Origin of the sequence: Mucilaginibacter pocheonensis (assembly GCF_031456535.1) — a bacterium.
In the GTDB taxonomy this organism is placed as follows: Bacteria; Bacteroidota; Bacteroidia; order Sphingobacteriales; family Sphingobacteriaceae; genus Mucilaginibacter; species Mucilaginibacter pocheonensis.
The window spans coordinates 532,362-557,237 of record NZ_JAVDUU010000002.1; the positions used below are offsets into that span (position 1 = coordinate 532,362).

General features: G+C 41.8%; 28 protein-coding genes. 6 read left to right on the plus strand and 22 right to left on the minus strand.

The window, feature by feature from the left end; all coding sequences use genetic code 11:
* Positions 1-200 precede the first annotated feature (200 nt).
* Complete coding sequence (locus J2W55_RS09185; protein WP_310094680.1) at positions 201-713, plus strand: GNAT family N-acetyltransferase; 513 nt, start codon at positions 201-203, stop codon at positions 711-713.
* A gap of 48 nt (positions 714-761) precedes the next feature.
* On the opposite strand, the gene J2W55_RS09190 is transcribed toward J2W55_RS09185, so the two are convergent.
* The 6 genes from J2W55_RS09190 to J2W55_RS09215 form a co-directional block, all read right to left on the minus strand.
* Positions 762-1,199, minus strand: coding sequence for a low molecular weight protein-tyrosine-phosphatase (locus J2W55_RS09190; protein ID WP_310094682.1), 438 nt, complete (start codon positions 1,197-1,199; stop codon positions 762-764).
* A gap of 115 nt (positions 1,200-1,314) precedes the next feature.
* Positions 1,315-2,106, minus strand: a complete 792-nt coding sequence (locus tag J2W55_RS09195) for a S1/P1 nuclease (protein WP_310094685.1) — start codon at positions 2,104-2,106, stop codon at positions 1,315-1,317.
* A gap of 1 nt (position 2,107) precedes the next feature.
* The gene (locus J2W55_RS09200; RefSeq protein ID WP_310094689.1) at positions 2,108-2,644 is read right to left on the minus strand and encodes a fumarate hydratase; all 537 of its coding nucleotides are present in this window, start codon (positions 2,642-2,644) and stop codon (positions 2,108-2,110) included.
* Between the two features lie 55 nt (positions 2,645-2,699).
* The gene (fumC, locus tag J2W55_RS09205; protein WP_310094691.1) at positions 2,700-4,097 is read right to left on the minus strand and encodes a class II fumarate hydratase; all 1,398 of its coding nucleotides are present in this window, start codon (positions 4,095-4,097) and stop codon (positions 2,700-2,702) included.
* A 259-nt stretch (positions 4,098-4,356) separates the two neighbouring features.
* On the minus strand, positions 4,357-5,202 hold the full coding sequence (locus tag J2W55_RS09210) for a CPBP family intramembrane glutamic endopeptidase (protein WP_310094693.1): 846 nt from the start codon (positions 5,200-5,202) through the stop codon (positions 4,357-4,359).
* 47 nt (positions 5,203-5,249) lie between these two features.
* Positions 5,250-6,251 (minus strand): tetratricopeptide repeat protein, encoded by a 1,002-nt coding sequence (locus tag J2W55_RS09215; protein ID WP_310094696.1) that lies wholly within the window; start codon positions 6,249-6,251, stop codon positions 5,250-5,252.
* Positions 6,252-6,360: 109 nt separating this feature from the next.
* Between J2W55_RS09215 and J2W55_RS09220 the strand changes: the two genes are divergently transcribed.
* From J2W55_RS09220 to J2W55_RS09230, 3 genes are all read left to right on the plus strand, one after another.
* Positions 6,361-7,575 carry a serine hydrolase domain-containing protein gene (locus tag J2W55_RS09220; RefSeq protein WP_374726364.1) on the plus strand — a complete coding sequence of 405 codons (1,215 nt, stop codon included), beginning with the start codon at positions 6,361-6,363 and terminating at the stop codon, positions 7,573-7,575.
* 61 nt (positions 7,576-7,636) lie between these two features.
* Positions 7,637-7,942 (plus strand): YbaB/EbfC family nucleoid-associated protein, encoded by a 306-nt coding sequence (locus J2W55_RS09225; protein WP_310094699.1) that lies wholly within the window; start codon positions 7,637-7,639, stop codon positions 7,940-7,942.
* A gap of 69 nt (positions 7,943-8,011) precedes the next feature.
* Positions 8,012-8,692: a metal-dependent hydrolase gene (locus J2W55_RS09230; protein ID WP_310094701.1), complete on the plus strand. Its 681-nt coding sequence runs from the start codon at positions 8,012-8,014 to the stop codon at positions 8,690-8,692.
* A 75-nt stretch (positions 8,693-8,767) separates the two neighbouring features.
* Here J2W55_RS09230 and J2W55_RS09235 read toward each other — a convergent pair whose 3' ends face one another.
* The 6 genes from J2W55_RS09235 to J2W55_RS09260 all read right to left on the minus strand — a co-directional run bounded on the left by J2W55_RS09235 (position 8,768) and on the right by J2W55_RS09260 (position 16,059).
* Entirely contained in the window at positions 8,768-8,950 is a 183-nt protein-coding gene (locus J2W55_RS09235; RefSeq protein WP_310094702.1) for a hypothetical protein, read from the minus strand.
* A 70-nt stretch (positions 8,951-9,020) separates the two neighbouring features.
* Positions 9,021-10,283, minus strand: a complete 1,263-nt coding sequence (locus J2W55_RS09240) for a glucose-1-phosphate adenylyltransferase (RefSeq protein ID WP_310094704.1) — start codon at positions 10,281-10,283, stop codon at positions 9,021-9,023.
* Positions 10,280-11,704 carry a glycogen synthase gene (locus tag J2W55_RS09245; RefSeq protein WP_310094706.1) on the minus strand — a complete coding sequence of 475 codons (1,425 nt, stop codon included), beginning with the start codon at positions 11,702-11,704 and terminating at the stop codon, positions 10,280-10,282. The genes J2W55_RS09240 and J2W55_RS09245 overlap by 4 nt, the downstream gene beginning before the upstream one ends.
* 314 nt (positions 11,705-12,018) lie before the next feature.
* Positions 12,019-14,826 (minus strand): DNA polymerase I, encoded by a 2,808-nt coding sequence (gene polA, locus J2W55_RS09250; protein ID WP_310094708.1) that lies wholly within the window; start codon positions 14,824-14,826, stop codon positions 12,019-12,021.
* Positions 14,827-15,026: 200 nt separating this feature from the next.
* Positions 15,027-15,608, minus strand: a complete 582-nt coding sequence (locus J2W55_RS09255; RefSeq protein ID WP_310094710.1) for a DNA-3-methyladenine glycosylase I — start codon at positions 15,606-15,608, stop codon at positions 15,027-15,029.
* A gap of 106 nt (positions 15,609-15,714) precedes the next feature.
* A complete protein-coding gene (locus tag J2W55_RS09260) occupies positions 15,715-16,059 on the minus strand; it encodes a carboxymuconolactone decarboxylase family protein (protein ID WP_310094711.1) in 345 nt (114 codons plus the stop codon).
* Between the two features lie 93 nt (positions 16,060-16,152).
* On the opposite strand from J2W55_RS09260, the gene J2W55_RS09265 reads away from it, so the two are divergent.
* Positions 16,153-17,406 carry a hypothetical protein gene (locus tag J2W55_RS09265; protein ID WP_310094714.1) on the plus strand — a complete coding sequence of 418 codons (1,254 nt, stop codon included), beginning with the start codon at positions 16,153-16,155 and terminating at the stop codon, positions 17,404-17,406.
* A gap of 91 nt (positions 17,407-17,497) precedes the next feature.
* Entirely contained in the window at positions 17,498-17,857 is a 360-nt protein-coding gene (locus tag J2W55_RS09270; RefSeq protein WP_310094716.1) for a VOC family protein, read from the plus strand.
* Here J2W55_RS09270 and J2W55_RS09275 read toward each other — a convergent pair.
* The 10 genes from J2W55_RS09275 to J2W55_RS09320 all read right to left on the minus strand — a co-directional run bounded on the left by J2W55_RS09275 (position 17,852) and on the right by J2W55_RS09320 (position 24,870).
* Positions 17,852-18,184, minus strand: coding sequence for an MGMT family protein (locus J2W55_RS09275; RefSeq protein ID WP_310094718.1), 333 nt, complete (start codon positions 18,182-18,184; stop codon positions 17,852-17,854). The two genes, J2W55_RS09270 and J2W55_RS09275, sit on opposite strands and share 6 nt — an antisense overlap.
* An 8-nt stretch (positions 18,185-18,192) precedes the next feature.
* Entirely contained in the window at positions 18,193-18,843 is a 651-nt protein-coding gene (gene trmB / locus J2W55_RS09280; protein WP_310094720.1) for a tRNA (guanosine(46)-N7)-methyltransferase TrmB, read from the minus strand.
* A gap of 63 nt (positions 18,844-18,906) precedes the next feature.
* Positions 18,907-19,347 carry a hypothetical protein gene (locus J2W55_RS09285; RefSeq protein WP_310094722.1) on the minus strand — a complete coding sequence of 147 codons (441 nt, stop codon included), beginning with the start codon at positions 19,345-19,347 and terminating at the stop codon, positions 18,907-18,909.
* A gap of 5 nt (positions 19,348-19,352) precedes the next feature.
* Positions 19,353-19,700, minus strand: a complete 348-nt coding sequence (locus J2W55_RS09290) for a phage holin family protein (RefSeq protein ID WP_310094724.1) — start codon at positions 19,698-19,700, stop codon at positions 19,353-19,355.
* Between the two features lie 65 nt (positions 19,701-19,765).
* Positions 19,766-20,032, minus strand: coding sequence for a YtxH domain-containing protein (locus J2W55_RS09295; RefSeq protein ID WP_310094725.1), 267 nt, complete (start codon positions 20,030-20,032; stop codon positions 19,766-19,768).
* 151 nt (positions 20,033-20,183) lie between these two features.
* The gene (locus tag J2W55_RS09300; RefSeq protein ID WP_310094727.1) at positions 20,184-21,227 is read right to left on the minus strand and encodes an AI-2E family transporter; all 1,044 of its coding nucleotides are present in this window, start codon (positions 21,225-21,227) and stop codon (positions 20,184-20,186) included.
* 88 nt (positions 21,228-21,315) lie between these two features.
* Entirely contained in the window at positions 21,316-21,525 is a 210-nt protein-coding gene (locus J2W55_RS09305) for a hypothetical protein (RefSeq protein ID WP_310094729.1), read from the minus strand.
* A 1-nt stretch (position 21,526) separates the two neighbouring features.
* Entirely contained in the window at positions 21,527-22,945 is a 1,419-nt protein-coding gene (locus tag J2W55_RS09310; protein WP_310094731.1) for a sigma-54-dependent transcriptional regulator, read from the minus strand.
* 172 nt (positions 22,946-23,117) lie between these two features.
* Entirely contained in the window at positions 23,118-23,714 is a 597-nt protein-coding gene (locus J2W55_RS09315) for a hypothetical protein (RefSeq protein ID WP_310094733.1), read from the minus strand.
* Positions 23,715-24,087: 373 nt separating this feature from the next.
* Entirely contained in the window at positions 24,088-24,870 is a 783-nt protein-coding gene (locus tag J2W55_RS09320) for an enoyl-CoA hydratase/isomerase family protein (protein WP_310094736.1), read from the minus strand.
* Positions 24,871-24,876: the final 6 nt, after the last annotated feature.

Sequence of the window (24,876 nt, forward strand, 5' to 3'; positions counted from 1 at the left end):
AGAAAGGCCCCGAAAGGTGTTAAAAAAAACATGTAGTTGCCTACCCATTAGGCAAATCCTTTATCTGAAGCGTGGGTTTATCAAAAAAGTACAGACGCGTTCATGTCAGCATTCGTGGGACGCCGGCGGTAATTCCGTATCGGCTTAAATGACATTCTGTTTACCTAAGCCACAGGCGAATAATATATTTTTGAGGAACCATGAACATTATTGCTAAAACGCCGCGCCTGCTGATACGTGAATTTACACCCGAGGACGAACCCCTTTTATTGGAGCTTGATGCCGATGCCCGCTTAACACGCTATGTAAAAAAGCGTACAGCGCAGGAAAGCAGAAAGGTTTTTAAGGATACGCTCAAAGAGTATCAAAAACAATCGGGCATGGGGCGCTGGGGCATTTTTAATATAGCCGATAATGACTTTATAGGGATATGTATACTTTCGCCCAGCGACTATGACAGCAACAGTATTGAGCTGGGTTACCGCCTGCACCTTAAATACTGGGGAGCCGGCATAGCCACCGAACTTGCCAGGGCCCTGGTGTTTTATGGCCTGAATGAAATTGGGCTAAAGGAAATTTGCGCAGTTACCCATCCGGAGAATTTGGCTTCGCAAAAGGTTTTATCCAAAGCCGGCTTTGAGCCGCATGGCCGTGCCTTTTGGTATGGTGAAGATTTGCCCTTATTTAAGGTTGTGAGACAGAGTTTTTTATGAGTACATTCTTGCTATTCATCGCTACGCATTGAGCAATGGACGTATTGTTTATTTGGTAAGTTCCCTGATAATATCCTTGCAACCACCTTCAATCAATTCAAAAACGGGTTCAAACCGGGAGTCATCATAGTAAGGATCCGGCACCACCTTATCGCCGAGTAATAGTTTTACCTTCTCCGCATCCTGCTCATTCCGGGCCATGGCTAAAACATCGCTCAGATTGTTTTTATCCATCACATAAATATAGTCGAAATAATCGAAGTCGTCCGCCTCAAAAAGCCGGCAAATTTGTTTACTGATATCAATGCCGTGATTGCGGGCGGTACGTATGGAACGCCTGTCTGGCGCTTCGCCAACATGCCAATTGCCTGTACCAGCCGAGTCAATTTCCCAATTTAGTCCGCTTGCCGCCGCTTGGTGTTTCATAATACCCTCAGCCAGCGGCGAACGACATATGTTACCCAGGCAAACCATTAATATTTTCATTTTTTAAGGTTAAAGCTGAATGTAAAGTGCAAAAGATTTTTAATTGAAATGCAAAAAGTAAAGTGCCGAAGATGTTTTTAACAAACCATTCAACCCTTTATCTTTCACCTTAAAATTATCCAAATATCTTGTTTAATACCCCGGCCAGGCGTATGCCGGCTTTAAGCATTTGGTTATTAAGGATCTCTATATATTTAAAATTATATTTATAGCTCAGGTTATCACCAGGTTTAACATCTGCATATAGTTTTTCGGCAAGTTGGTTGCTTTCAAACAACCACTCACTGATGGGCGCTTTTTGCAGCTTCACACGCTGTGCCGCTGTAGTGTGATTTATCATTGCGGTATATTCAGTATAGCTTAGCTGCTGAAAATCAATAAGCTGGCTATCCCAAACCGAATGCAGGTTGCTCTCCTTGCCAAACCACTGTACCTTAATATCATTGCCGCCTTTATCGGTGGTATGGCCGGTATGCAGGGGTTGGTGCACGTCCTCTACAATGTGGATCAGCATACGCAGATAAAGCAGCTTGTTTGCTTCGGAAAGGTTTTTCTTTTTTAGCCCTGTAATCAAAAAGTTCATTTTGGTATAGGCATCGGCGCTGGTATCCTGTTTAAGATAGGCTTGCAGCTCCGGGTAGGTGTATGCCTTATCCAGATCAATAAAATGCCAGTTGTACATATAATTGTAAGCAGGATCAGATTTTATAAAATCGGCCCAGTTACTGGTAATGGAGATGGATTCAGGGCCTAATATAGACTGTATAGCTTTACGTGCTTTTGGGGTTAAATAGCTGTCAGCTATTTGTCCGCAAATACGGTGTCCATTTGTTCCCCAGGCCATACTTTGCAGGGGAACATACAATAATGCGATAAGGATGATCTTTTTGAAAAAGTGCTTTTTCATTTCACAAAGGTTTAGGTACACAGCTTGTTCTTTTTATTAAACGGGCATTGATGGGTATAACGTTGGACGTACTTGCAAATTGAATAAGCGAATCGGTCTTTTGCTTCACTTTAAAATATTCTTCATAATCGCCAGAGCGGAAGCAGCCTTTTTCGTCTTTATAACTGCCGTCGGCATTACAAAACTCGCCTTTAAGGTGCAATGTATCCAGCTTTTGTGAGTAGGTTCCTTTAATATATTCTGCCCAATGGCCACTATTCATGCAGGTATCCGGGCCATAATTTATCTTACTGAATGAACTGATCTTCATATAAAAAGAATCACAGCTGAATTTAAGATCATATAATGAATAGGAAACCAGGCGATTTTGCGCCGGTACCGAGTCTTGCCGCCACTCCCCTTGAACGTATTCTTCGCCGGGTGTTTGTTTGTCGGGGTTCATGGTACATGCAGTAAGGCTAAAGGCCCCAAGCAGAAAACTTAAAGCAAATAGCTTAAAACGGAAAAGGAAAAAGCGTGTTTGTTGGATTTTTTGCATACCCTGCAAGTTCAATAAAAAGCCCCTCTCCTTTAGAAGAGGGGCTTTGGTGAGGTTATTTTAAGCTACCTATCATGTCTTCAGGCTTAACCCATTGGTCAAACTGCTCATTGGTCAGCAGGCCGAGGTTTATAGCCGCTTCACGTAATGATTTATTTTCTTTCAATGCTGTTTTAGCTATTTTGGCGGCATTTTCATACCCTATGTGCGGGTTAAGTGCCGTAACCAGCATCAGCGAGTTTTCCAGGTGTTTTTTAATGCCATCGTAGTTTGGTTCAATGCCCTTTGCGCAATGATCATTAAAGGACACGCAGGCATCGCCAATTAAACGGGCAGACTGTAAAAAGTTGGCCGCCATTACAGGTTTAAATACATTTAACTCATAATGACCATTTGATCCGCCTATAGATATGGCCACATCATTCCCCATTACCTGAGCCGCCACCATAGTAACCGCTTCATTTTGGGTTGGGTTAACCTTGCCGGGCATAATAGATGAGCCTGGTTCATTATCAGGAATATGGATCTCGCCAATACCCGAGCGCGGTCCGGAAGCCAGCATCCTGATATCGTTAGCAATCTTCATTAACGATACGGCTATCTGTTTCAACGCTCCGTGGCTTTCCACAATGGCATCATGTGCAGCCAGGGCCTCGAATTTGTTTTCGGCGGTAATAAATGGCAAACCAGTAAATTTTGCTATATACTCAGCTACCTTTACATCATAGCCTTTTGGCGTATTAATGCCTGTGCCAACGGCGGTACCGCCAAGCGCAAGTTCAGAAAGATGGTCAAGCGTATTACGTAAAGCTTTTAGGCCGTGGTTTAGCTGCGACACATAACCAGAAAACTCCTGACCCAAAGTTAATGGCGTAGCATCCATCAGGTGTGTACGGCCAATTTTTACAACGTTTTTAAAGGCCTCAACCTTGGCCTGCAGGGTATCGCGCAGTTTTTCAATACCGGGGATGGTTACATCTATCAGTATTTTATATGCAGCAATGTGCATGGCTGTAGGATAGGTATCGTTTGACGACTGCGATTTGTTTACATCGTCATTCGGGTGGATAAAAGTTTTGCCTTCGCCCAGTTTATTGCCCTGTAATACATGAGCCCGGTTGGCCACAACTTCATTCACATTCATGTTTGACTGTGTGCCCGAGCCTGTTTGCCATATTACCAGTGGAAATTCCGAAGCTAATGCTCCCGTTAATATCTCATCACAAACCTGTGCAATCAGGTCGCGTTTTTCGGCCGGAAGCACGCCCAGGTCGCTATTGGTATAGGCAGCGGCTTTTTTAAGATAAGCAAACGCATCGATGATCTCCTTCGGCATGGATGCCTCGGGACCAATTTTAAAGTTATTGCGTGATCTTTCTGTTTGCGCTCCCCAGTATTTATCGGCAGGTACCTGTACCTCGCCCATGGTATCGTGTTCGGTTCTGAAACTCATGGTAGTATTAAAATTTTGCAGGGCAAAGTTATGGTTTTATATGATGTAAGGGAATGGCTAAGCGTAATCTTTTTAATACAAGATGTTAGCGTGAGATGTGGGAGACTTTTGATGTATTTGTGCGGGTAATTTAAGGGAAAACAACCTAAAACCCTTGTGATGTTCACGTTCACGATCCGTGAACACCGTGAACATTAATGAACATCTGATAATCAAATGTTTAGGATTCTGTCATTCAAAATTCATTCTTCTCGCGGTATTAGTCTGTCGTTGGTAATGTTTTTTTCTGAATGATTACGCATCCACCTACAAAAATCAACGTGGCGCATACACACAGTAGAATATAATAAGGCATGCCTAACAGGTTAAAAAGCCCTCGCTGATGTTTGGGTAAAAATAAAAACAACGAAGCCGTAATGTTAATAGTAGCATGTATGATTATTCCAGGTATTACTGATTGGGTTTTGTAAAAAATCCAACCTAAAAATAAACCTGCACAAAAGCCTGTCAACGCCTGCCAGGGATTGAGATGTATCACGCCAAAAAATATAGCCGAAATTAAGATAGCCGTTCGTGGAGAATAGTTTTTTAACAATCCTTTCAATATTATTCCCCTGCATAATATTTCTTCCAGTATGGGAGCTGCAATAATGGCGGTAACAAGAGAAAAAACATTTTTTGTAAATGTCTTTTCAAAAATCTTTTGCACATATTCCGGCATCGGGATCAGGCTGGATATCCGCTCCAAGCCAACGATCAAAGCTAAAGCACTTATAATAATGACAGGCACAAGCCAACCCGGTATCCTATTAAAACTAAAATTGAAGGTAGAAAAAGACTGTTTGTTGCTTTTCCTGATCGCGTATCTAATTGTAAGCAACATCGTAATAATGTAAAGCACAAGATTCGAGAGCGATTTTACTGTTGGGGTAGCCCAATCTTTAGCGTCCCTCCAAAAAAAAACCAAAACCATCGCGCCGACTATTGAATACAAAATAAACATGAAAAAAAGCTTGTAAAGAGATTTCCAGTCGGGGTATACAAATTTTGCTATAACTGGCGCAGCGTTTGGATAATCAATGTTCAGAGGTTCAGGGTTGTCCATATACAATATTATAAAGAATATTATTAAAGCGGGAAAATTGGGGCCTCTTACAAACTTCCTTCCGTTGCGGTCACCCAGGATTCCAGCGCTTTTCGTTTATCCTCATTTTGCTGCAGCCATTGGGTGTCGGCTGCTTTATTGGCGCTCATGTCCATTAACCGGGCAAATGCAGGCATGTGCTCTGTTTGGGCCAGTTTATAAAAAAACGAGGCATAATAAGTCCTGAAAAAGTTGTTACCGGTTTGTTTTTCGGCCAGCTGACCAACGGCCACAAATATAGCTTTAAGCTGGGCCGCCAGCAGATCGGCCGGCGATGCATATCTTCTCGACGCGGTAGTGGCTACCGCCGCCGAAAGCGCTTTATTTAAAGCAATATTGGCAGCATCCGTTTTTTCGGTTTTCAGAGTGCCTCCTTTTAAAATGCTTTGCATATTAGTATAAGCCTCGGCCGAACGGGGGCCATCGGGCTCCAGCAACAGAAAGCGGCAAAGGCCCAGCAATGCGGCAGCCCTTTTGTTTTGATGAAAGGTAACTAAACCATACAATCGTTGGCTGTTGGCATGTTTAGGATCAAGCTTAATAGCCTCAATTGCAGCCTGTTCGGCATTGGCATATTGCTGTGCCCTAAAGTATGCGATGCCTAAATTAAAATACAGCGGCTGATAGTCGGGTTTTACTTTAAGCCCCTCTTTGTAGGCGTCAATAGCCTGCTGCGGCTGGTGCGAAGCATCGTAAATACTACCCAAAAGCTCAAAGGCCGGCCCGGTGAAATTGCTGGTTGTTTTAGTTACTTTGTTTAAATAGGGAATGCCATCTGTTCCCTTACCCGAAGCAAGCAGGGTAAATGCAAGCTGATAGTTGGCCTGCGCATTGTCGGGATCGGTAACTAACGCCTGCTTGTATTTTTCAATAGCTCCGGCATAATTATGTTCGCTATTAAGCTGTATCCCTTGCTTTATCAACGCGTTTATATCGGTTTGCTGCGCCCTGGCGGCCGAAGCAAACAATATGATAATTACCAGGAAGCGCAATTTTGACGGAATATTCATACTTAAACATATAAAGAGTATCAATTAAACGAAAAAAATTAAAACTTTAACATATACATGCGGTATAATTTCTAATTTTCGCATTCGTTTAAGAGTGAGAAATTTATTTATGAGATTAGTGTACAAAAGTGTTTTAACATTTACCGCCGCCCTACTGATATTGACATCCTGTTCATCAAAAAACAATGATAAAAATAAAGGGACAAGCCCTGCCAACAGCAAGCCATTAGATACCACCGCGCTGCTGGCGTACAACCCTAAAAATGCCGATAGAAAAATAGATGAAGTTATGAAAGAGCTTCATCGTACCCGCGGGTTTAACGGCAACGTGCTGGTTGCCAAAAAAGGAAAGATCATATACGAAAACGCTATTGGATGGGCAGATTACCTGCATCGTGACAGCCTGAAATTAAGCTCGCAGTTTGAGCTGGCGTCGGTAACTAAAACCATGACCTCCACCGCTATTTTAATGCTGATGGAGCGCGGTAAGCTTACCTTAGATGATAACGTGAAGAAGTTTTTCCCCGACTTTCCTTATGATGGCATTACCATACGCCTGCTGCTCACTCACCGGTCGGGTATGATGAACTACGTGTATTTTGTTGACGATTTATACCGCAGTCAGCACCTTAATCAAAGAAAGGGGCTCACTAATGCTGAGGCTATGAAATTGATAGCTGATTATAAGCCGCGCCCTTTTAACGTGCCTAATAAGCGGTTCTTGTATAACAACTCTAACTTTATGGTGCTTGGAGCCATTATTGAAAAGGTTAGCGGCATGTCATACGCGCAGTTTATGAAAGACAATGTATTTATGCCGGCCAGCATGACACATACGCATGTGTATTCTAAAGCCGTATATGATAAAATACCGGTTGATGTGGTTGGGCACGACCGCGGACAATGGCGGTACTCTGTTGTACAAAACTTTTTGGATGGCCCAGTTGGAGATAAGGGCATTTACAGCACAGTGGCCGACCTTTTTCTGTTTGACCGTGCCTTACGCGCAGGCCGGTTGTTAAAACAATCCACACTTGATTCGGCCTACGTGCCTCGTAACCCTATGGTACACGGGCACTTTAGCTATGGTTATGGCTGGCGTACATTTACCGCACCCGGGCAGCAAGTTATTTACCATACAGGATGGTGGCACGGGTTCAGGCATATTTATTTGCGCGATATGAAAAACGATATTACCATTGTATTGTTAACTAACTTAGCCAATGGCAGCTTATTAAAGCTTGATGATCTGTTTAAGGCCGCGGGTATGCCTATAGTGCGTAAAAGCGCTTATAATGGTAACGGCGATACCAGTGACGATTAGCAGCCTGTAAATTGGTTTAATTAGGTTAATTAAGGCGATTGTAGATTTAATTTAAAATATCATGTTTGATAAATTAATGGAAGCCCAGCAAAAAGCGGGCGAAGTAAAAAAACGTTTGGATGCTATCAGCGTATCCGGGTCTGCCGAGGGTGGGAAAATTACCGTAACTGTTAACGGTAATAAAGTGGTACAATCTGTACATATCGACAGCGCTTTTTTTGCCGGGGCGGATAAGGAAGAAATTGAGGAATTATTGGCAGTGGCAATTAACAAAGCCACAGAACAAGCTGATAATGTAAGTCAGAGTGAAATGGCAGCAATGACCAAAGATATGTTTGGCGACCTTGGCGGCATGTTTGGGAAGTAAGGAATGGTTTTATCATTACGCTTAAACACGGATATTTAAAGCATACGAGTCCACAAACACTGATACGCTATGAAAACTACTTATTACGGACAATCTGCCATTGAAATAGAAACAGGCGGCAAAAAACTACTGTTTGATCCATTTATTACGCCTAATTCATTGGCTAAGCAAATTGATATTAACGACATTAAGCCAGATTATATCCTGGTATCGCACGGACATGGCGACCACGTGGCGGATCTGATCACGATACAAAAAAACAGCGGAGCCCAAATTATTTGCATAGCTGACATTGCCGCGTGGCTTAACGGCAAAGGCATTGATAATGTACATGGTATGAATATTGGAGGTAGTTTTAATTTTGACTTCGGCAGGGTTAAAATGGTTAACGCCATACATTCAAGCACCATGCCCGACGGGGCGCCGGGCGGTAACCCGGCCGGGTTTGTGATTTACACCAACGAGGGTAAAAATATATATTACGCCGGTGATACTGCACTTACCTATGATATGAAGCTACTTGCCGATGAAGATTTGGCGTGGGCTTATTTACCTATTGGCGACAACTACACGATGGGCGCCGATGATGCCATAAAAGCCAGCGCATTTATAAACTGCAAGAACATTGTAGGGATGCACTATGACTCGTTCCCGGTAATTAAAATTGACAAAAGTGAAGTGGCCGAAAAGTTTATAAAAGCTGGTCTTAACTTAAAACTGCCCGCCATAGGCGAAACTATTGATTTGTAAGTACGTCAACTTACATAATATTGCAGCAAAAAGGCTTCCGGTGTTCATCGGAAGCCTTTTTGCTGATAAAGAAGATTACTTCATTTTCATCGTGTCTTTCTTCATTGTAGTATCCTTCTTCATTTTTTTGTGTTTCCACTTTTTCTTGGTGGTGTCGGTTTGCATTGAACCGTGTCCGGTTTTTACTTCCGTACCATACGCAAAAACGCTCCCGAAAGAAATCGCTGCTAAAGCGATCATACAAAGTGCCTTTTTCATCGTCTTTTTGTTTTAAATAGTTTTTACCTATTATAACAAATTAATAATGAATTGTTTTTTTAAGTTTAAATTAAATAATTGTTCCACTTGGTATAATAGCCCGTTTTTTTATAACAACAATGCCATCCTGTACCGTATGTGTGCCAAAATCGCCGTCGGGTAATCTTTCGCCAACGTTTATTTTTACATCATTGCCTATATAAGTGTTTTTGTCAATAATAGCGTTTTTGATCTCACACCTGTCGCCTATGCCCATTATCGGCGAACTGCTCAATTTCAGTTCTGCAATTTGCTCCAACGTTTGATAGCTGTCGTTACCCATTACATAACAGTTCTCAATAGTTGTATCAACACCAATGCGGGTACGTATGCCAATTAACGAACGGGTGATTTTTTTTGCAGTGATAATGCAGCCATCAGCAATGATGGATTTTTCCATCAACGTGCCTGATATTTTTGACGGCGGCAACATCCGTGCCCGTGTGTATATATGGTTTTCGCCAAAAAGGTTAAACTCTGGTATATCATCCGTTAAGCCCAGATTCGCTTCAAAGAACGATGGGATAGTACCAATATCTGTCCAATAGCCTTCATACTGGAAGCTTGATACCTTATGCTCTTTTATTGCCTGAGGGATGATCTCCTTACCAAAATCGGTATGGTCATTCCCGTTGAGCAGGTCATATAAAAGTTTCCGGTTAAAAATATAAATACCCATTGAAGCAAGATAAACGCGGCCTTTGGCCTGCATCTCATCGCTCACTTCAGATGCCCAGCTTTCAAAGTCCTTTTTAGGCTTTTCAATAAAGGCAGTTACCATATTGTTCTCGTCGGTTTTTAATATACCAAAACCCGGTACATCTGCTGCATCAACCGGAATGGTCGCAATCGAAATATCGGCACCCGCATCTATATGCTGATTGATCATCTCCTCAAAATCCATTTGGTATAACTGATCACCCGAAAGGATAAGCACATACTCAAACTCATGAACCGCCAGATGATGCAGGCTTTGTCTTACCGCATCGGCAGTACCCTGATACCACGTTACGTTCGACGGCGTTTGCTCGGCAGCTAAAATATCAACAAACGCATCGCTAAAACTGCTAAAGTGATAGGTGTTTTTGATATGTTTATTTAACGATGCAGAATTAAACTGTGTTAACACATACATGCGTGTAATACCCGAGTGCAAACAATTGGAAATAGGAATATCAACCAGACGGTATTTGCCTGCAATGGGAACAGCTGGTTTTGAACGTGTTGCAGTAAGGGGTGATAAACGACTGCCCTGGCCACCGCCAAGCACAATTGAAATTACTTTAGATGTCATATCGTAGGGTTTAAACTTTCATACAGGTTAATATATTCTTTTGCAGACCGGTCCCACGAAAAATCGAGTGCCATCATGCGTTTGCGCAGCTGTTGCAGTAATACGGTATTTTGATAAAGGGCGCAGGCCCGGGAAACGGAGTGATTAATATCGGCAACACTGGCGTTATTAAAGCGAATTCCATAACCGCCCTCATCGCCAAAGTCAATAACAGAATCAATGAGCCCGCCGGTACTACGTACAAGCGGCATGGTGCCATATCTTAACGAGTACAACTGGTTAAGCCCGCATGGTTCCACCCGCGATGGCATGAGTAAAAAGTCGGCGCCGGCATAAATAAGGTGTGCAAGTGCTTCGTCATAACCAATAAATACATTATACCGGCCGGGATATTTTTCCTTAAGTTCCAGCAGGGCAGTTTCCATTTCCGTGTCGCCAGAGCCTAATATTAAAAAGCTGGCCTCTTCTGCGGGATCCATAAGGCTGAGTTCAATGGCTTCGGGCAACAGGTCGGCCCCTTTTTCAATCACTAAGCGGCCTATAAAGGTAAACAATGGCTTGTTTGGATCTAATCCGAACCTTTCGCAAAGGGCATCCTTATTAACCTGTTTGCCTTTTGCTATAGATTTTGAGGTAAAATTGCCGGCAATCATAGTATCGGTTTTCGGGTTCCAAACCTCGGTGTCAATGCCATTTATAATACCGTAACCTTTTGCACTTTCAATCCAGAACAGGTATTCCAGCCCGTTTGAGTTAATAGAAAGCTCATGAAGATAGGTTGGCGATACCGTTGTATAGCGCCAGCAGCATTTTACCGCCGATGCCAGCGGGTTAATACCCCCGGCCCAGTCAAGCAAACCGGTTTGTGTTAGATCAATCTCAGGCAGGTATGATAGGTGCTCCCACCCGAAGGCTCCGTGATATTGTCCGTTATGAATGGTAAATACAGTAGGTGTATTTGCCAGGCGGCGGTATAATTTGGAGTGATATAATAAAAAGGGCACTAATCCTGAATGGTGATCATGGCAGTGGATAATATCCGGGGTTTGCTGCGAATAGCTTATCCAGTCCAGAAAAGCCAGTTGAAAAGCGATGAACTGCTCTCTTTCATCGGGGTAGCTGTATACGTTTTCACGATCAAGCAAGCCCGGTATCCTTACTAAAAAAAGCTCGAAGCCAAGCTTGTTGGTTTTTTCTTTTAATATTTCAAAATAAAGCCTTTTGGTGTCTAATAATGTGGCCGCGTTAAAAACAATATCAAATTCGTTTTCGCGGGTAAATTTTCTATCATAATAAGGCATTACAACCGCAGCCTGCAGTCCTGCCATATTTTGGTACTTTGGCAGCGAGCCAACAACGTCTGCAAGGCCGCCAACCTTGGCAACAGGGTAACACTCAGCACTCAGATGGAATATTTTCATTCAGGTTTTATTGGCTCAATTTAAGCAAAGATTACTAAAAGAGAAACCTATTATAATTAATATAGTTTTTAAAATTTAGGTAGATTATTGTAAAAAACTTAGTAAAGTTTTAGGCTTTACTTTGAAGTATTTGTACTAAAATCAGCGAAACGGCCGGAGGGCTTTTTTAATTTGGATACACAAAGCCCCTTGTTTATATCAAAAAACCGTATAAACAGGCTAAGCAGCCAAAAATTAAAAACCTCCGCTATCAAAACGCTTGGTTTTGGCAGCGGAGGTTTTTTTGCCCTACCGGGGTTTATTTATACCGTTCTTTAATGCGCTTCCAGCCAGTTTAGGCCTGTGCCAATTTCTACGAGGATAGGCACTTCGGTTTTTATGGCGGTTTTCATGTTATGCATAATAATTGGTTTAACCAGTTCAATTTCGTGGTTAGGCACATCAAAAACCAACTCATCATGCACCTGCATCGTCATGCGGGCATCCAGTTTTTGAGCTTTTAACTCGCGGTGGATATTGATCATGGCTATTTTGATCATATCAGCTGCCGACCCCTGGATTGGCGCGTTAATGGCATTTCGTTCGGCAAAACCGCGTACGGTTGCATTGGCCGAATTAATATCACGCAGGTACCTGCGCCTGCCCATCAGGGTGCATACATAACCGTTTTCGCGGGCAAAGTTCATGGTGTTGCTCATGTATTGTTTTATACCGGGGAACTGTGCAAAATATTGTTCAATAATATCAGCCGCTTCCTTACGCGGAATGCCCAGGTTTTGTGAAAGACCAAAAGCCGACTGGCCATAAATTATACCGAAGTTAACCGCTTTGGCATTGCGGCGCTGATCGCTGGTTACTTCATCAGGGCTTATGCCATATACATTAGCAGCTGTGGCGGTATGGATATCAAGGTTGTTGATAAATGCCTGCATCATATTGGCATCCTTACTGATCTCTGCAATGATGCGCAACTCAATCTGTGAATAATCCGCCGACACGATACTGTGGTCGCTGTCGCGCGGGATAAAGGCTTTGCGTACCTCGCGGCCCCGCTCGGTACGGATAGGGATGTTTTGCAGGTTGGGATTAACACTACTTAAGCGCCCGGTTGCCGCTACCGCCTGGTTGTAGGAAGTGTGCACGCGCCCGGTTTTAGGATTTACCATTTGCGGCAGCGCATCTACATAAGTGGATTTTAATTTTTGCAACTGGCGGAAATCCAGGATGTCGCGCACAATATCGCTTTTGGCGGCTAACGAAAGCAAAACATCCTCGCCGGTTTGGTATTGGCCTGTTTTGGTTTTCTTAGCTTTTGGATCAAGCATCAGTTTTTCAAACAATATCTCCCCCAGTTGTTTTGGCGAAGCAATGTTGAAGCGCACACCAGCCTTGTCATAAACTGTTTTTTCAAGTTTGGCAATATCGGTTTCCAGTTCTTTTGAAAACTCGCGAAGAGTGTTATGATCAATTTTCACCCCTTCGTATTCCATGTCGGCAAGTACATATATCAGCGGGTGTTCAATCTCGTTGATCAGCTTCTCGCTTTCCACCTGTTTTAATTTAGGCTCAAAAACAGATTTAAGCTGCAGTGTGATATCTGCATCTTCAGCGGCGTAATCTTTTATCTTTTCTATCTCCACGTCGCGCATATTGCCCTGGTTTTTGCCTTTAGGGCCAATAAGCGCGGTTATAGAAACGGGCTTATAATTCAGATAGTTTTCAGACAAAATGTCCATGCCATGCCGCGTATCAGGATCTATCACATAATGCGCCATCATGGTATCAAACAGGTCACCTTGTACTTCAACGCCATACCATTTGAGCATCAGAATATCAAACTTTATATTTTGGCCGATCTTGCCAATTTGTTTATGTTCAAATACCGGCTTAAACTCTGTTACAATACTTTTAGCATCATCCTGGTTGGCCGGCACGGGCACATACCAGGCTTGTCCGGGTTTAACAGCAAATGACAGTCCAACCAGTTCGCAATGATTGGCATCAGTACCAGTGGTTTCCGTGTCAAAACAAATGGTTTGCTGTTGGAGTAATATATCGATCAGCTCTACCCGTTTTTCAAGGGTATCTGCCAGGTGGTATTCATGAGGTACATTATCAATGTTTTTCGCCGCAATGATGTTGTCTTCATATATATCCTCCACATCAACCGTCATGGTGTTACGGGCGGTAGCAACGGGTTCGCCAAACAGATCGGTTTGTACCGATACCGATTTCATTTCGGTTATACTAAAATCGTCACCAAAAACACGCTTCCCCAGTGTGCGGAACTCCAATTCAGCAAAAAGCGGCTCCAGCAGCCCCTTACTTGGCGCGCAAATCTCCAGTCCTTCCTCATCGAGCTCAACGGGCACATCCAGCAATATGGTGGCCAGTTTTTTTGATAGCAATCCCTGCTCAGCAAATTGTTCTACATTTTCGCGCTGTTTACCTTTAAGCTCATGGCTATGGCTGATGATTTCCTCTACAGAGCCGTATTGTTTAATTAGAGCTTTGGCTGTTTTTTCGCCTATGCCGGGAATGCCGGGGATATTATCAACAGCATCTCCCCACAAGCCTAAAATATCAATAACTTGCTCTACCCGTTCAATTTCCCATTTCTCCAGTACTTCTTTAACACCCAGGATCTCCATTTCGTTACCCATGCGGGCCGGTTTGTAAATGCGGATATTTTCAGATACCAATTGTGCAAAGTCCTTATCGGGGGTCATGCAATAAACCTGATAGCCTTTTTTTTCAGCCTTTTTGGCCAGTGTGCCTATAATATCATCAGCCTCATAACCATCGGAGGTAATTACCGGTATGTTAAAACCCAAAATTACTTTGATTACATATGGCAGGGCTTTGGCCAGATCTTCGGGCATGGCTTCACGATGGGCCTTGTAATGCTCATAATCAGTATGGCGTTCGGTTGGCGCGTCGGTATCAAATACAACGGCCATGTGTGTTGGTTTTTCTTTCTTCAAAACATCAAGCAAGGTATTGGTAAAACCCATTACCGCCGATGTGTTTAGTCCGTTTGATGTAAATCGCGGACTTTTACTTAAAGCAAAATGCGCCCGGTAAATAAGGGCCATGCCATCCAAAAGAAATAGTTTTTTCATGATACGTTCACTAGTTTTATATTGTCATTAATGGCTTTGACTTTTTACCATTAATGCTTGGCAGCTTTACAATATAAAGGTTCTGTGCAAAAATAGAATTAAAAGCTTCATCAATAGCACGAATTAAAATGAATTAAATACCTTAATGAGGCGCAACAAGCAGTTTGTTAAACGCGCTTTTGTCTGCAAACGGGTTGAATTTACTTAAAACTGCAACTGGCCAAATGATCGTTCACCATGCCGGTGGCTTGCATATGAGCATAGCAAATGGTGGTTCCGAAAAACTTAAATCCCCTCTTTTTCATATCCTTGCTTATAGCATCTGATATGGGTGTACTGGCTGGGACGGTATGTTCAGGGTGATTAACAAGGGGCTTACCATTGGGCATAAAACTGTACAGGTACTTATCAAATGAGCCAAACTCTTGTTGTACTTTAATAAAGAGCTGTGCATTATTAATAGCTGCTAAAATTTTTAAGCGATTGCGAATAATGCCGGTATCCTGCATTAACCGTTCAACATCCTCATCGGTAAAAGCGGCAACTTTTTTTACATCAAATCCGGCAAACGCCTTTCTGTAGCCCTCGCGCCTGCGTAAAATGGTGATCCAGCTTAAACCGGCCTGTGCCGATTCGAGCACGAGGAACTCAAAAAGCGTTTTATCATCATGGGTTTCTTTTCCCCATTCCTCATCATGATATTTTCTATATAAAGGATCGGTGCCGGCCCAGGCACAGCGGGTTAAATTTTCATCTGGCAGTTTTGTATGAGCAGTTGGCATAGCTGTTTTAATAATTTGATAATACCTTGTTGCAAATGAGAAGTTATGAGTTACATAAATCCACTAGTGCGATTTATAAATGATTACTTAGACAACCCACAACTTGCTAATCTTCATTCAGTTCATCCCAATACTCTACCGCACGGCGGTAATGGGGAATTACGATAGAGCCGCCTACCAGATTGGCAATCATAAACACTTCGTTCATTTCGTCGCTGGTTACGCCGGCTTCATGACATTTACCCAGGTGGTATTTTATGCAGTCATCGCAACGTAAAACCATGCTGGCTACCAGGCCAAGCATTTCTTTAGTCTTTACATCTAACGCGGCTTCGGCATAGCTGGTTGTATCAAGCGCAAAAAAACGTTTAATATTCGTGTTGGCTGTCTCCATTATCCTATCGTTCATTTTAGTACGGTAGGCATCAAATTCTGCTATAAGTTTTCCCATGAGTTTATTAAGTAAAATTTCTGATGCTATTTATAGGGCGCTTCAGTTTTTAAAAAAAAAATCCAATATATTTAGCAAACCTAAATCTTATATATGAAATATTTTATTTGTGTTGTACTTTTATTGTCAGTTGTACCTCTTTTTTTAAACGCTCAAAGCAATTACAAACCCGGCTATGTTGTTAATTTTAAGAATGATACATTAAATGGGTTTATTGACTACCGGGAATGGGCCAGAAATCCCGAAGAGATCACCTTCAAACAAACGTTAAGCGGTTCGCCCCAAAAAATTTCAGTATTAAATGCGAATGCGTTCGGAATAAATAATTCGGAATACTATGATCGTTTTGTTGTTAATATTACCACAAGTACTGTTGAGCTGACGCAATTAAGCCATAAGCTTGATACTGCATACGTAACAGATACCGTTTTCTTAAAAAACGTTGTAGACGGGAAAAATATCTCGCTTTATGTATATACGAACAGCATTAAATCAAGTTATTATGTATTAGATAAGCGCCTTAAAACCGTTATTAGCTTAAAGCAATATTTGTACTATGATGAGGAAAACCGATCCATTTCAAGTATAAACAGTTACACTGGTCAGTTATTGCGACTGGCGGTCATGTACCAACCGGATAATAAAGGGATTTTGACACGCATACAGAAGGCAACATATACAGAACATGACCTTTCTGACATTGCCATAGGGATAAACGGCGGTACTAAAGCACAGCAGTCGGTTCATATAAATTCAAGTGTGCGGTTTTTTGCCGGGGCCGGAGTAAGGAGCAGTAAGCTACAATTTAAGGGCGACAATACCGTGGCCCCTTTTAAAGAAGGGTCGAGCGACAATGCTTTTTCGCCGGTTATATCGGGAGGGATGGATTTTTTATTGAACAAATACACCGAAAGGCTGGTTGTAAGGTTGGAAGTGGCTGCTGCTATGAACCGATTTAAGTTTTCGAAACAGCAAGGTACCGGTCCTACAAAATATGATCTTGATTTCAAGCAATTTAATGCCGCAATAACGCCGCAGATATTGTATAATTTTTATTCCACAGATAATTTAAAAGCGTTTTTTGATGTGGGGTTAGCGGTGAATGTTTTTAAGTATAATAATTACAACTACGTTACTACCTATAGCTATGGTGTTGTTACAACCCAGAATAAATACCCGCAGTTTCAGAGCCTTGTTATTTCTCTTCCTATAAAAGCAGGAACCCAGATCAACAAACACATTGAGATTTACGGTACCTACTGGATACCTGCATCCATAACCAGATATATTTATTACACAACGGACTTATCCGCATTTCAATTTGGTGTAAATTATTTGTTTAAATAGCCCGGTGATCTATCTTTACCGGAGCATCAGGATGGAAGATGGGCTATTACAGCATTTCTTCAACCCGAAAAGCTAAAGACAATCCGCGATCATGATCAACTTTAAACGGGCCGACCATATACACATTTGTGTTCCTCATGAAAAATTGGAAGAAGCAAGACTTTTTTATACCCGTGTTATAGGCCTTCAGCCAATAACACGGCCCGATGTGTTCTCGTCAGACGGTTATTGGTTTAAAGTGGCTGATATAGAAATGCATATCGGGGTTGAAGATAGTTTGCCCCGTTCCATAAGGCATACAGCGTTTGAGGTTAGCAATATTGCCGCCGCCCGTAAACATTTAGTAAGTAACGGAGTTGAAATAGTTGAAGAACCGCTGATCCCGGGCCGCGAGCGTTTTGCTTTTATTGATCCGTTTGGCAACAGGATGGAGCTGTTGCAATTTTTATAACGCCAGCTCGATGGCCGGATCCCAAAACAGGTTTTTAAAATCCTGCACCTGATCGTCCTTTACCTTAACCCCTTCGCTTTCCAACAGTTGCTGCATCAAATCGCCCCCGAAATGAAATTTAGCGGTAAGCAGGCCCTGCCGGTTTACCACCCTGTGTGCAGGCACTTTAGGAACTACCTTGCCGGCGGCCTGCATAGCATAGCCAACCATGCGCGATGACCCTTTAGTTCCTAAATAACTGGCAATTGCACCGTATGAGGTTACTCTCCCCGGTGGTATAAGCCGGGCTACCTGGTACACCTTATCAAAAAAATTAATATCGTCCATTTATCAGTTTACGCAAAAGAAAACTTAAGATAGTTAATGTTCTTATTATCCTTTAAATATTTTTTTTCGTAATATGTTTTGATCGATAATACATCATCCGCATGAAGCGACTGATAAAGGTCTTCGGTTTTAACGTGCAGTTTTAGCTTTAGTTCCTCTATTTTTTCGGCAGTGTAAGCGTGCAGACCGTCATTATCTGTTTTCAAATTGACGCAGCCGCCCGGTTTTAGTATTTTAATGTATTTATCGAGAAAACGCGGAGAAGTAAGGCGCTTTTTTTCTCGGCTCAACTGTGGCTGGGGATCTGGAAAAGTTATCCAGATCTCATCAATTTCGCCGTCGTAAAAATAATCAAGCAGGTTTTCTATCTGGATGCGTAAAAACGCAACGTTTGTTACACCATCTTCAATGGCTGTTTTGGCACCGCGCCAAATACGATTGCCTTTATAATCAATGCCAATAAAATTTTTATTAGGAAACAAGTTGGCCAGGTTTACAGTGTACTCGCCTTTACCGCAGGCCAGCTCCAAAACTACCGGATTGTTGTTTTTAAAAAAAGCATTGCTCCACTGGCCTTTAAAAGGCTTACCCGCCTCCAGTTGTAGTACGTTGCTAAAGGTTTCAATTTCGGCAAAGCGTTTTAATTTATCTTTTCCCACTTTATTAAATAAAGTGCAAAAATAGCCTTTTCTGTAAATTGTAAAACTTTTGGTTAAAATACACTACATAACAACCGGCGGCGGCACATGCGGCATTGGCTTTGATGTACTTTGTGGTTTGGATTTTAACATGCCGCTAAAAATTGATTTTGCCTTGTCCCATATGGTATGAACCGCATCGCCACTGATATAATTTGACGCTTTTTGCGATAATAGGCCAACTAATGCTTTAACCAAGATGTTTGACCGTTTGAACACGGTTTTATTCAGGGTGACAGGTAATACAATTCTTGATAACAGCCCTAAAAGATCCTGATTAAAAATACTTGGCTGTTTATCCCCATCGTCATTACTCCCTGAGTTTATCAGGGACATTATGCTTGAAAATATTGCTGAAGGGCTATTAAAGCGTTTAGCCAATGCTACCCCTTGCTGCTCTTGAATAATCCTGATCCTGGATATCTCCTCTCTCAGATCCTCAATATTCTTTATCTGGAAGTCCATGGCTTTTATTTTTTAAATATTTTTTGGATAAAGAGGTTAGCAAGTGGTTTTTCAATACGCTCTTTGTTAAGTTTTATAATAACTGCTATTATTAAATATATAAGCGCAACACATCCAAAACCCTCCCAAAATGAATCTAACACGTCGGACAAATAATAAGCTAAGGTAAAGCTGGCAAATATAAAAGCCAATATCATGCTTATAGCCGTAATGACATCAGTGATCATACTTGCTAAAATTGAAGTTCCACCCTCAATAGCTTCATATTTTAACAGCTTGAATCGCGTTTCGGCGTATTCTTTTAGCTGATCAACAATTGGCGGCAGTGGTGGTGTTTCCTTTTTGGCTTCCATAGATATTTATTTTATAGATCCCGGACAATCCAATCCAAAAAACAGATCATCCGGGACAATGTAAATTATGCGTGTTCCAGATCATCCTGGTACTCTTCTTCTGCACCTCTAATCTTTGATTTTATATTTTCAACCACCTTGTCTTTTAACCCCACCAGGTTATCAATTTCGGCTGCGGCGGTTTCTTTAATTGAATCGCCCAGATTTTTTAATGATTCAGTGAGCTTGTCGCGTGTTTCGTTACCTTTATCAGGCGCAAATAAGATCCCTAAAGCTGCCCCCGCTGCCAAACCGGCAAGCAATGCAACAACTACTTTTGTGTTATCATTCATTGTAATATAATTTTAAGTTGAACATTTGTTTTAATATGATTAAATATCCTGCCAAATATTACAGATCAGCAAATTTGTTTGTAATTTTTATATAAAATCACTTTTGAGCTCATAATGTTTTGTTGTTGTGTTCACAAAAGTGTTCAATTTGTCAGTTCTCTGGCGTTGTTCGTATTCGTTCAAGGCGATCAGCGGCCATTCTGTTAGTTTCGTATATCTCCAGCAACAATAAAAAGTAAGATAACAATACTGGTCCAAAAACCAGGCCTAAAATTCCAAAAAGCGGCAATCCGATAAATACCCCGATCACTGATATGATAGGATGGGTATTAGCGATGCGCCTGTTGATGATCATCCGTAAAACGTTATCAACATTGCCTATGAATAACAGGCCATATGCTAAAAGTAAAATGCCACTTAAAGTATGTCCTTGTGCAAATAGTATAATACTGGCAGGTATGCATAGTGTTGGTGCCCCCACAACCGGTAAAAACGAAATAAAGGCGCCTATAACTCCCCAGAATACAGCATCCGGAATTTTGAATGCATAAAAGCCCATGGCCAGTAAGGTGCCTTGCGTAATTGCTATTATTCCCTGTCCTAAAACGTTGGAATAGGTAGAATCGCGCAGGGCAGCCGCAAATTTTAATGCATGCTGCTCGCGAAAGGGCGCGTATTTTAACAGGCCCGCTTCAAACTCTTTTATTTGGGTGAGCATAAAATACAACAAGAAATATAAAACCAGCAGGGTTATGATAATGTTTGCCGCGCTGCTCAATATGGATGGGAATAGTTCGGTAGCAAAAGTCCCTAATTTTTGTAAGGTGTTTTCGGCAAAATGTGGCTGGTTAAGATTTGTAGCGGCAAAAGCATCTATTTTGGAAGTCCATTGATCAATAGGCAGCGATTTGATATTGATGCTGGAAATTTTACCAACAACCATTATACTTAGCGATAAGAACGGAATAACTATGACTATCAGCGAAAAGAAAATGATAAATAAGGCAACAAGTGCTTTATTCCAGCCTTTTTTGTCGACAAGTGTAATGTACAGGGGCCTAAAAATGGTAAATAATACAATGGCTCCTAATATGGAACTAAATAAACCGCTAAGTGCATACAACAAAAAACAACCCAGCACAACAATGCTCACCAGGATGATGTTATTACGTTGTTTATAATTAAAAATTGACATTAAGGCTTAGTTAGTTTATGCTGTATATAAAACAAAAAAACACCAAATTGGTTTAGCGTTTTTTAAAGTAATATGCATTTATAAAATGCTATTTAAGGGTATTAAGCAGGTTGTCTATTTGCTTTGAACTTGTTGAAATTGTATCCAGATAAAACAAACAATCGGCAGAAATTTCCGGGATCTCATATTTCAATTGCTCAAGTGCGAGATGAATGTTTGAAAGCTGATTTTTTATGTCGTGCCTCAGCTGACGCAGGTTATCATCGTTGTGTTCTGTCCCTTGCCGCTGATCTTCCATTTTATTTGAGGTTTATAGCCTTCATTTTGTTGTATAATGTTTTCCGGTCGATGTTCAATATCTCGGCTGCCTTTGTTTTATTAAAATTTACCTCTCTTAAAACTTTAATAATGGTTTCATATTCGGCCTCGAGCGCTGCGTTTTTAAGATCGTGCCGCGTTTCTTTCAGTTCAGGCGCTTCATAAATTGGGGCAAAGGATTGTTCAAATGAGGTGTTTTTAAAATTTGAAATCTCCAGCGGAAGCGCTTTCATCGTAATCTCGTTGTCTTCGGCCAGCAGAGCCGCCCGTCTGATCACATTTTTAAGTTCCCGTATATTCCCCTGCCACCTGTAATTCATAAAACAATCAATAACCTCGGGCGAAAATGCAGTTACATTGCGTCCGAGCTCATTATTGGCCATCTTTAAAAAATGTTGAGCCAATAGCATAATATCACTACCACGCTCGCGCAGGGGCGGCATATATATGGTAAACTCATTAAAACGGTGATAAAGGTCTTCTCTGAATTTACCTTTTTGTATACCATCAAGCAGGTTTTCATTAGTAGCTATAATAATGCGAACATCCAGGTCAATTTCTTTTGTGCTGCCTATCCTCTTTACTTTCCGTTCCTGAACGGTGCGCAGCAAAGCCGCTTGTATCTCGTATGAAAGGTTCCCTACTTCATCTAAAAACAAAGTGCCTCCGTTAGCCATTTCAAAGTGGCCTATCTTGGTGTATAAAGCGCCGGTAAATGACCCTTTTTCGTGTCCGAAGAATTCACTGGCAGCCAGCTCTTTAGTTAGTGAGCCGCAATCCATGGCAATAAAAGGCTGGTTATGCCTTGGGCTGTTCAGGTGAATGCTTTTGGCTACCGATTCTTTTCCCGTGCCGCTTTCGCCCAGTATGATCACGCTGTAATTGGTAGGCGCTACAAGTTCTATCTGCCGAAGTAACTCTTTTGAAGCCTTACTGTTGCCGGCTACAAATTCACTAACAAATACCTGTTTTTTATTGTCTTTGCTTTTTGATTTGTCGATAATTACGGTGTCACTGTCACTCTCCTCTACCAGAGCGTAATGGGTTTCAACAGCCTTGTTAATAGTATTTAATATCTCATCTGGATATAAAGGCTTGGTAATATAATCATAGGCGCCCATCTTAATAAGCTCAACTGCCATTTTAATATCTGAATATCCGGTAATAATAATTACGCCGGTTTTAGGATATTGACTTTTTATATTTCTGAGCATCTCGCGGCCGTCAGTATCTTCCAGCCTAAAATCACACAGCACAAGGTTAAATTCATCGTTTTTAAGCGCCTCCATACCACTTGTGCCGCTTGAAGCGGTACTAACATCAAAGCCGTTGCGAATTAAAAATTTGGATAGCAATAAAGCCACATTAACTTCATCATCAATGATGAGGATTTTCTTCATAAAAGCAATACTGATAACGGTAAATGTATTTAAACGTGTTAAGTTACTAACAATGTTGCTAATTTATGGAGCTTTATTTTAAAACGGCGCTTAAATATAAAAAAAGCACATAAGCAAAAGGGGACGGTCAATTGACCGTCCCCTTTTGCTTATAGGTATAAGTAGGGCCATATTAAAACCCGTACGCTATGCGAATACCCAGGAAATTAACTTTGCTGGCATCAAACGCGCTATTGTACTTGGTAGTTGCTTCATAGCGGATACCAGCATCAATAAAGTTACCGTTTGCGCTTACAGGAAATTGAACACCTACCTGAGGAGCATAAACAAACGCGGTTGATTTGGTAGCATTAACGTCAGATTTGTTTAACAAGAATGCTGCACCAGCTTCGCCTTGAACGTAAAAGTTCTCGATAGGGAAGTATTTTAAACCGGCTTTAACTGGTATTAAGTGAAGATCAGTAGCGTCAGCGCCAGCAACACCACCGATATCTTTTTTACCGAATACGTTATTATAACCAGCGTTAACGGTTACAAATAACTGGTTTGAAAGAACCGGGATATCTGCCTGTACCGAACCACCTAAGTTCCATTTGTGGCTGTCCTTAAAATCTCCAAGAGGGATACCTGCATCAACACCGATGCTGTAGCGGATACCGTCTTTAGTTGTAGTTGATGTGGTTGAAGGGGTAGATGTTTGTGCTTTAGCGCCTACTGCAAATCCTGCAAATGCTAAAACAAGGGCTGAAATTTTAAATGTATTTTTCATAACAATTGTGTGTTTTTGATATATGTTTTTATAAACACAGTGCAAAGTAAAGCACAGAATCATATATGATTTTTCATCCAAAAGTCATGAATATTTAATCAATTGATTAACAATGATTTATTTTTTGACCAAATGGGTCTTATGGTCAGGGTATTGTAAAAATAGATTTTAACCCACTGGTTTTTGTAAAATTAATGCAGGGTCAAGCTTAAAAAAGAAGTGTTTTGAAGTCGTTTTATTGATGTTTATAATGCTTTTAACACATTTTTAGCGAGAAAACGCTCAATTTGTTCAAAAACCAGAAACGCGTCTGGTTTTTTAAAATTTCAGTTTAGTTTTTTGGCGGTGCGAAAAGCTTAAAAATGGAGATGCGCTATTCGCCTTTGAATTCTGCCTTTCGTTTTCCTAAAAAAGCGTCCACACCTTCCTTAAAATCGCGGGTGCCAAAACAATGGCCGAATTCCTCAATTTCGGTTTGATAACCATTTATGCCATCCGTATATCCGGCGTTTACCGCGCGAATGGCCGAGGCTAACGCCAGCGGCGCCCTTGATAATATCTTTTGCAATAGTTCCTCGGCCGCGGGTAGCAGGTCTTCCGGGCAGGCCACGTGGGTAACCAGGCCAAACTGCTGTGCTTCTACCGCCGTTATCATATCAGCGGTAAGGATCATTTCCAAAGCTTTTCCCTTGCCAATTAACTGGGCCAAACGCTGTGTGCCCCCATAACCAGGTATTAAACCCAGCGTTACTTCGGGCAAACCCATTTTTGCCGTTTCAGACGCCATGCGGATGTGGCAGGCCATGGCCAGTTCCAGGCCGCCGCCCAGTGCAAAACCGTTTATTGCCGCTATTACCGGTTTGTTGCCGTTAGCAATCAGATCAAACACTTTAGAGTGCCCCTGCTGTGCGAGGGCTGTGCCGCCCGCAACATCAAAATGTGCAAACTCGCTGATGTCGGCCCCGGCTACAAAGGCTTTAGGGCCCGCGCCCGTAATAATAATGCCACCCACTGCCGGGTTTTTAAAAGCCTCAGAGAACGCGGTATGCAGTTCGGTAAGGGTGTCTTTGTTCAGCGCGTTAAGCTTGCTTTCGCGGTTTATAATAATGTATTGTATGCGGTCTTTATTTTGTATCAGTAAATTTTGATATTCCATGGCTTC

Bases quoted from the DNA above. Each gene is read 5' to 3' on its own strand.
- J2W55_RS09185 (WP_310094680.1), top strand. From the start codon at position 201: ATGAACATTATTGCTAAAACGCCGCGCCTGCTGATACGTGAATTTACA.
- J2W55_RS09190 (WP_310094682.1), bottom strand. From the start codon at position 1,199: ATGAAAATATTAATGGTTTGCCTGGGTAACATATGTCGTTCGCCGCTG.
- J2W55_RS09195 (WP_310094685.1), bottom strand. From the start codon at position 2,106: ATGAAAAAGCACTTTTTCAAAAAGATCATCCTTATCGCATTATTGTAT.
- J2W55_RS09200 (WP_310094689.1), bottom strand. From the start codon at position 2,644: ATGCAAAAAATCCAACAAACACGCTTTTTCCTTTTCCGTTTTAAGCTA.
- fumC (WP_310094691.1), bottom strand. From the start codon at position 4,097: ATGAGTTTCAGAACCGAACACGATACCATGGGCGAGGTACAGGTACCT.
- J2W55_RS09210 (WP_310094693.1), bottom strand. From the start codon at position 5,202: ATGGACAACCCTGAACCTCTGAACATTGATTATCCAAACGCTGCGCCA.
- J2W55_RS09215 (WP_310094696.1), bottom strand. From the start codon at position 6,251: ATGAATATTCCGTCAAAATTGCGCTTCCTGGTAATTATCATATTGTTT.
- J2W55_RS09220 (WP_374726364.1), top strand. From the start codon at position 6,361: ATGAGATTAGTGTACAAAAGTGTTTTAACATTTACCGCCGCCCTACTG.
- J2W55_RS09225 (WP_310094699.1), top strand. From the start codon at position 7,637: ATGTTTGATAAATTAATGGAAGCCCAGCAAAAAGCGGGCGAAGTAAAA.
- J2W55_RS09230 (WP_310094701.1), top strand. From the start codon at position 8,012: ATGAAAACTACTTATTACGGACAATCTGCCATTGAAATAGAAACAGGC.
- J2W55_RS09235 (WP_310094702.1), bottom strand. From the start codon at position 8,950: ATGAAAAAGGCACTTTGTATGATCGCTTTAGCAGCGATTTCTTTCGGG.
- J2W55_RS09240 (WP_310094704.1), bottom strand. From the start codon at position 10,283: ATGACATCTAAAGTAATTTCAATTGTGCTTGGCGGTGGCCAGGGCAGT.
- J2W55_RS09245 (WP_310094706.1), bottom strand. From the start codon at position 11,704: ATGAAAATATTCCATCTGAGTGCTGAGTGTTACCCTGTTGCCAAGGTT.
- polA (WP_310094708.1), bottom strand. From the start codon at position 14,826: ATGAAAAAACTATTTCTTTTGGATGGCATGGCCCTTATTTACCGGGCG.
- J2W55_RS09255 (WP_310094710.1), bottom strand. From the start codon at position 15,608: ATGCCAACTGCTCATACAAAACTGCCAGATGAAAATTTAACCCGCTGT.
- J2W55_RS09260 (WP_310094711.1), bottom strand. From the start codon at position 16,059: ATGGGAAAACTTATAGCAGAATTTGATGCCTACCGTACTAAAATGAAC.
- J2W55_RS09265 (WP_310094714.1), top strand. From the start codon at position 16,153: ATGAAATATTTTATTTGTGTTGTACTTTTATTGTCAGTTGTACCTCTT.
- J2W55_RS09270 (WP_310094716.1), top strand. From the start codon at position 17,498: ATGATCAACTTTAAACGGGCCGACCATATACACATTTGTGTTCCTCAT.
- J2W55_RS09275 (WP_310094718.1), bottom strand. From the start codon at position 18,184: ATGGACGATATTAATTTTTTTGATAAGGTGTACCAGGTAGCCCGGCTT.
- J2W55_RS09285 (WP_310094722.1), bottom strand. From the start codon at position 19,347: ATGGACTTCCAGATAAAGAATATTGAGGATCTGAGAGAGGAGATATCC.
- J2W55_RS09290 (WP_310094724.1), bottom strand. From the start codon at position 19,700: ATGGAAGCCAAAAAGGAAACACCACCACTGCCGCCAATTGTTGATCAG.
- J2W55_RS09295 (WP_310094725.1), bottom strand. From the start codon at position 20,032: ATGAATGATAACACAAAAGTAGTTGTTGCATTGCTTGCCGGTTTGGCA.
- J2W55_RS09300 (WP_310094727.1), bottom strand. From the start codon at position 21,227: ATGTCAATTTTTAATTATAAACAACGTAATAACATCATCCTGGTGAGC.
- J2W55_RS09305 (WP_310094729.1), bottom strand. From the start codon at position 21,525: ATGGAAGATCAGCGGCAAGGGACAGAACACAACGATGATAACCTGCGT.
- J2W55_RS09310 (WP_310094731.1), bottom strand. From the start codon at position 22,945: ATGAAGAAAATCCTCATCATTGATGATGAAGTTAATGTGGCTTTATTG.
- J2W55_RS09315 (WP_310094733.1), bottom strand. From the start codon at position 23,714: ATGAAAAATACATTTAAAATTTCAGCCCTTGTTTTAGCATTTGCAGGA.
- J2W55_RS09320 (WP_310094736.1), bottom strand. From the start codon at position 24,870: ATGGAATATCAAAATTTACTGATACAAAATAAAGACCGCATACAATAC.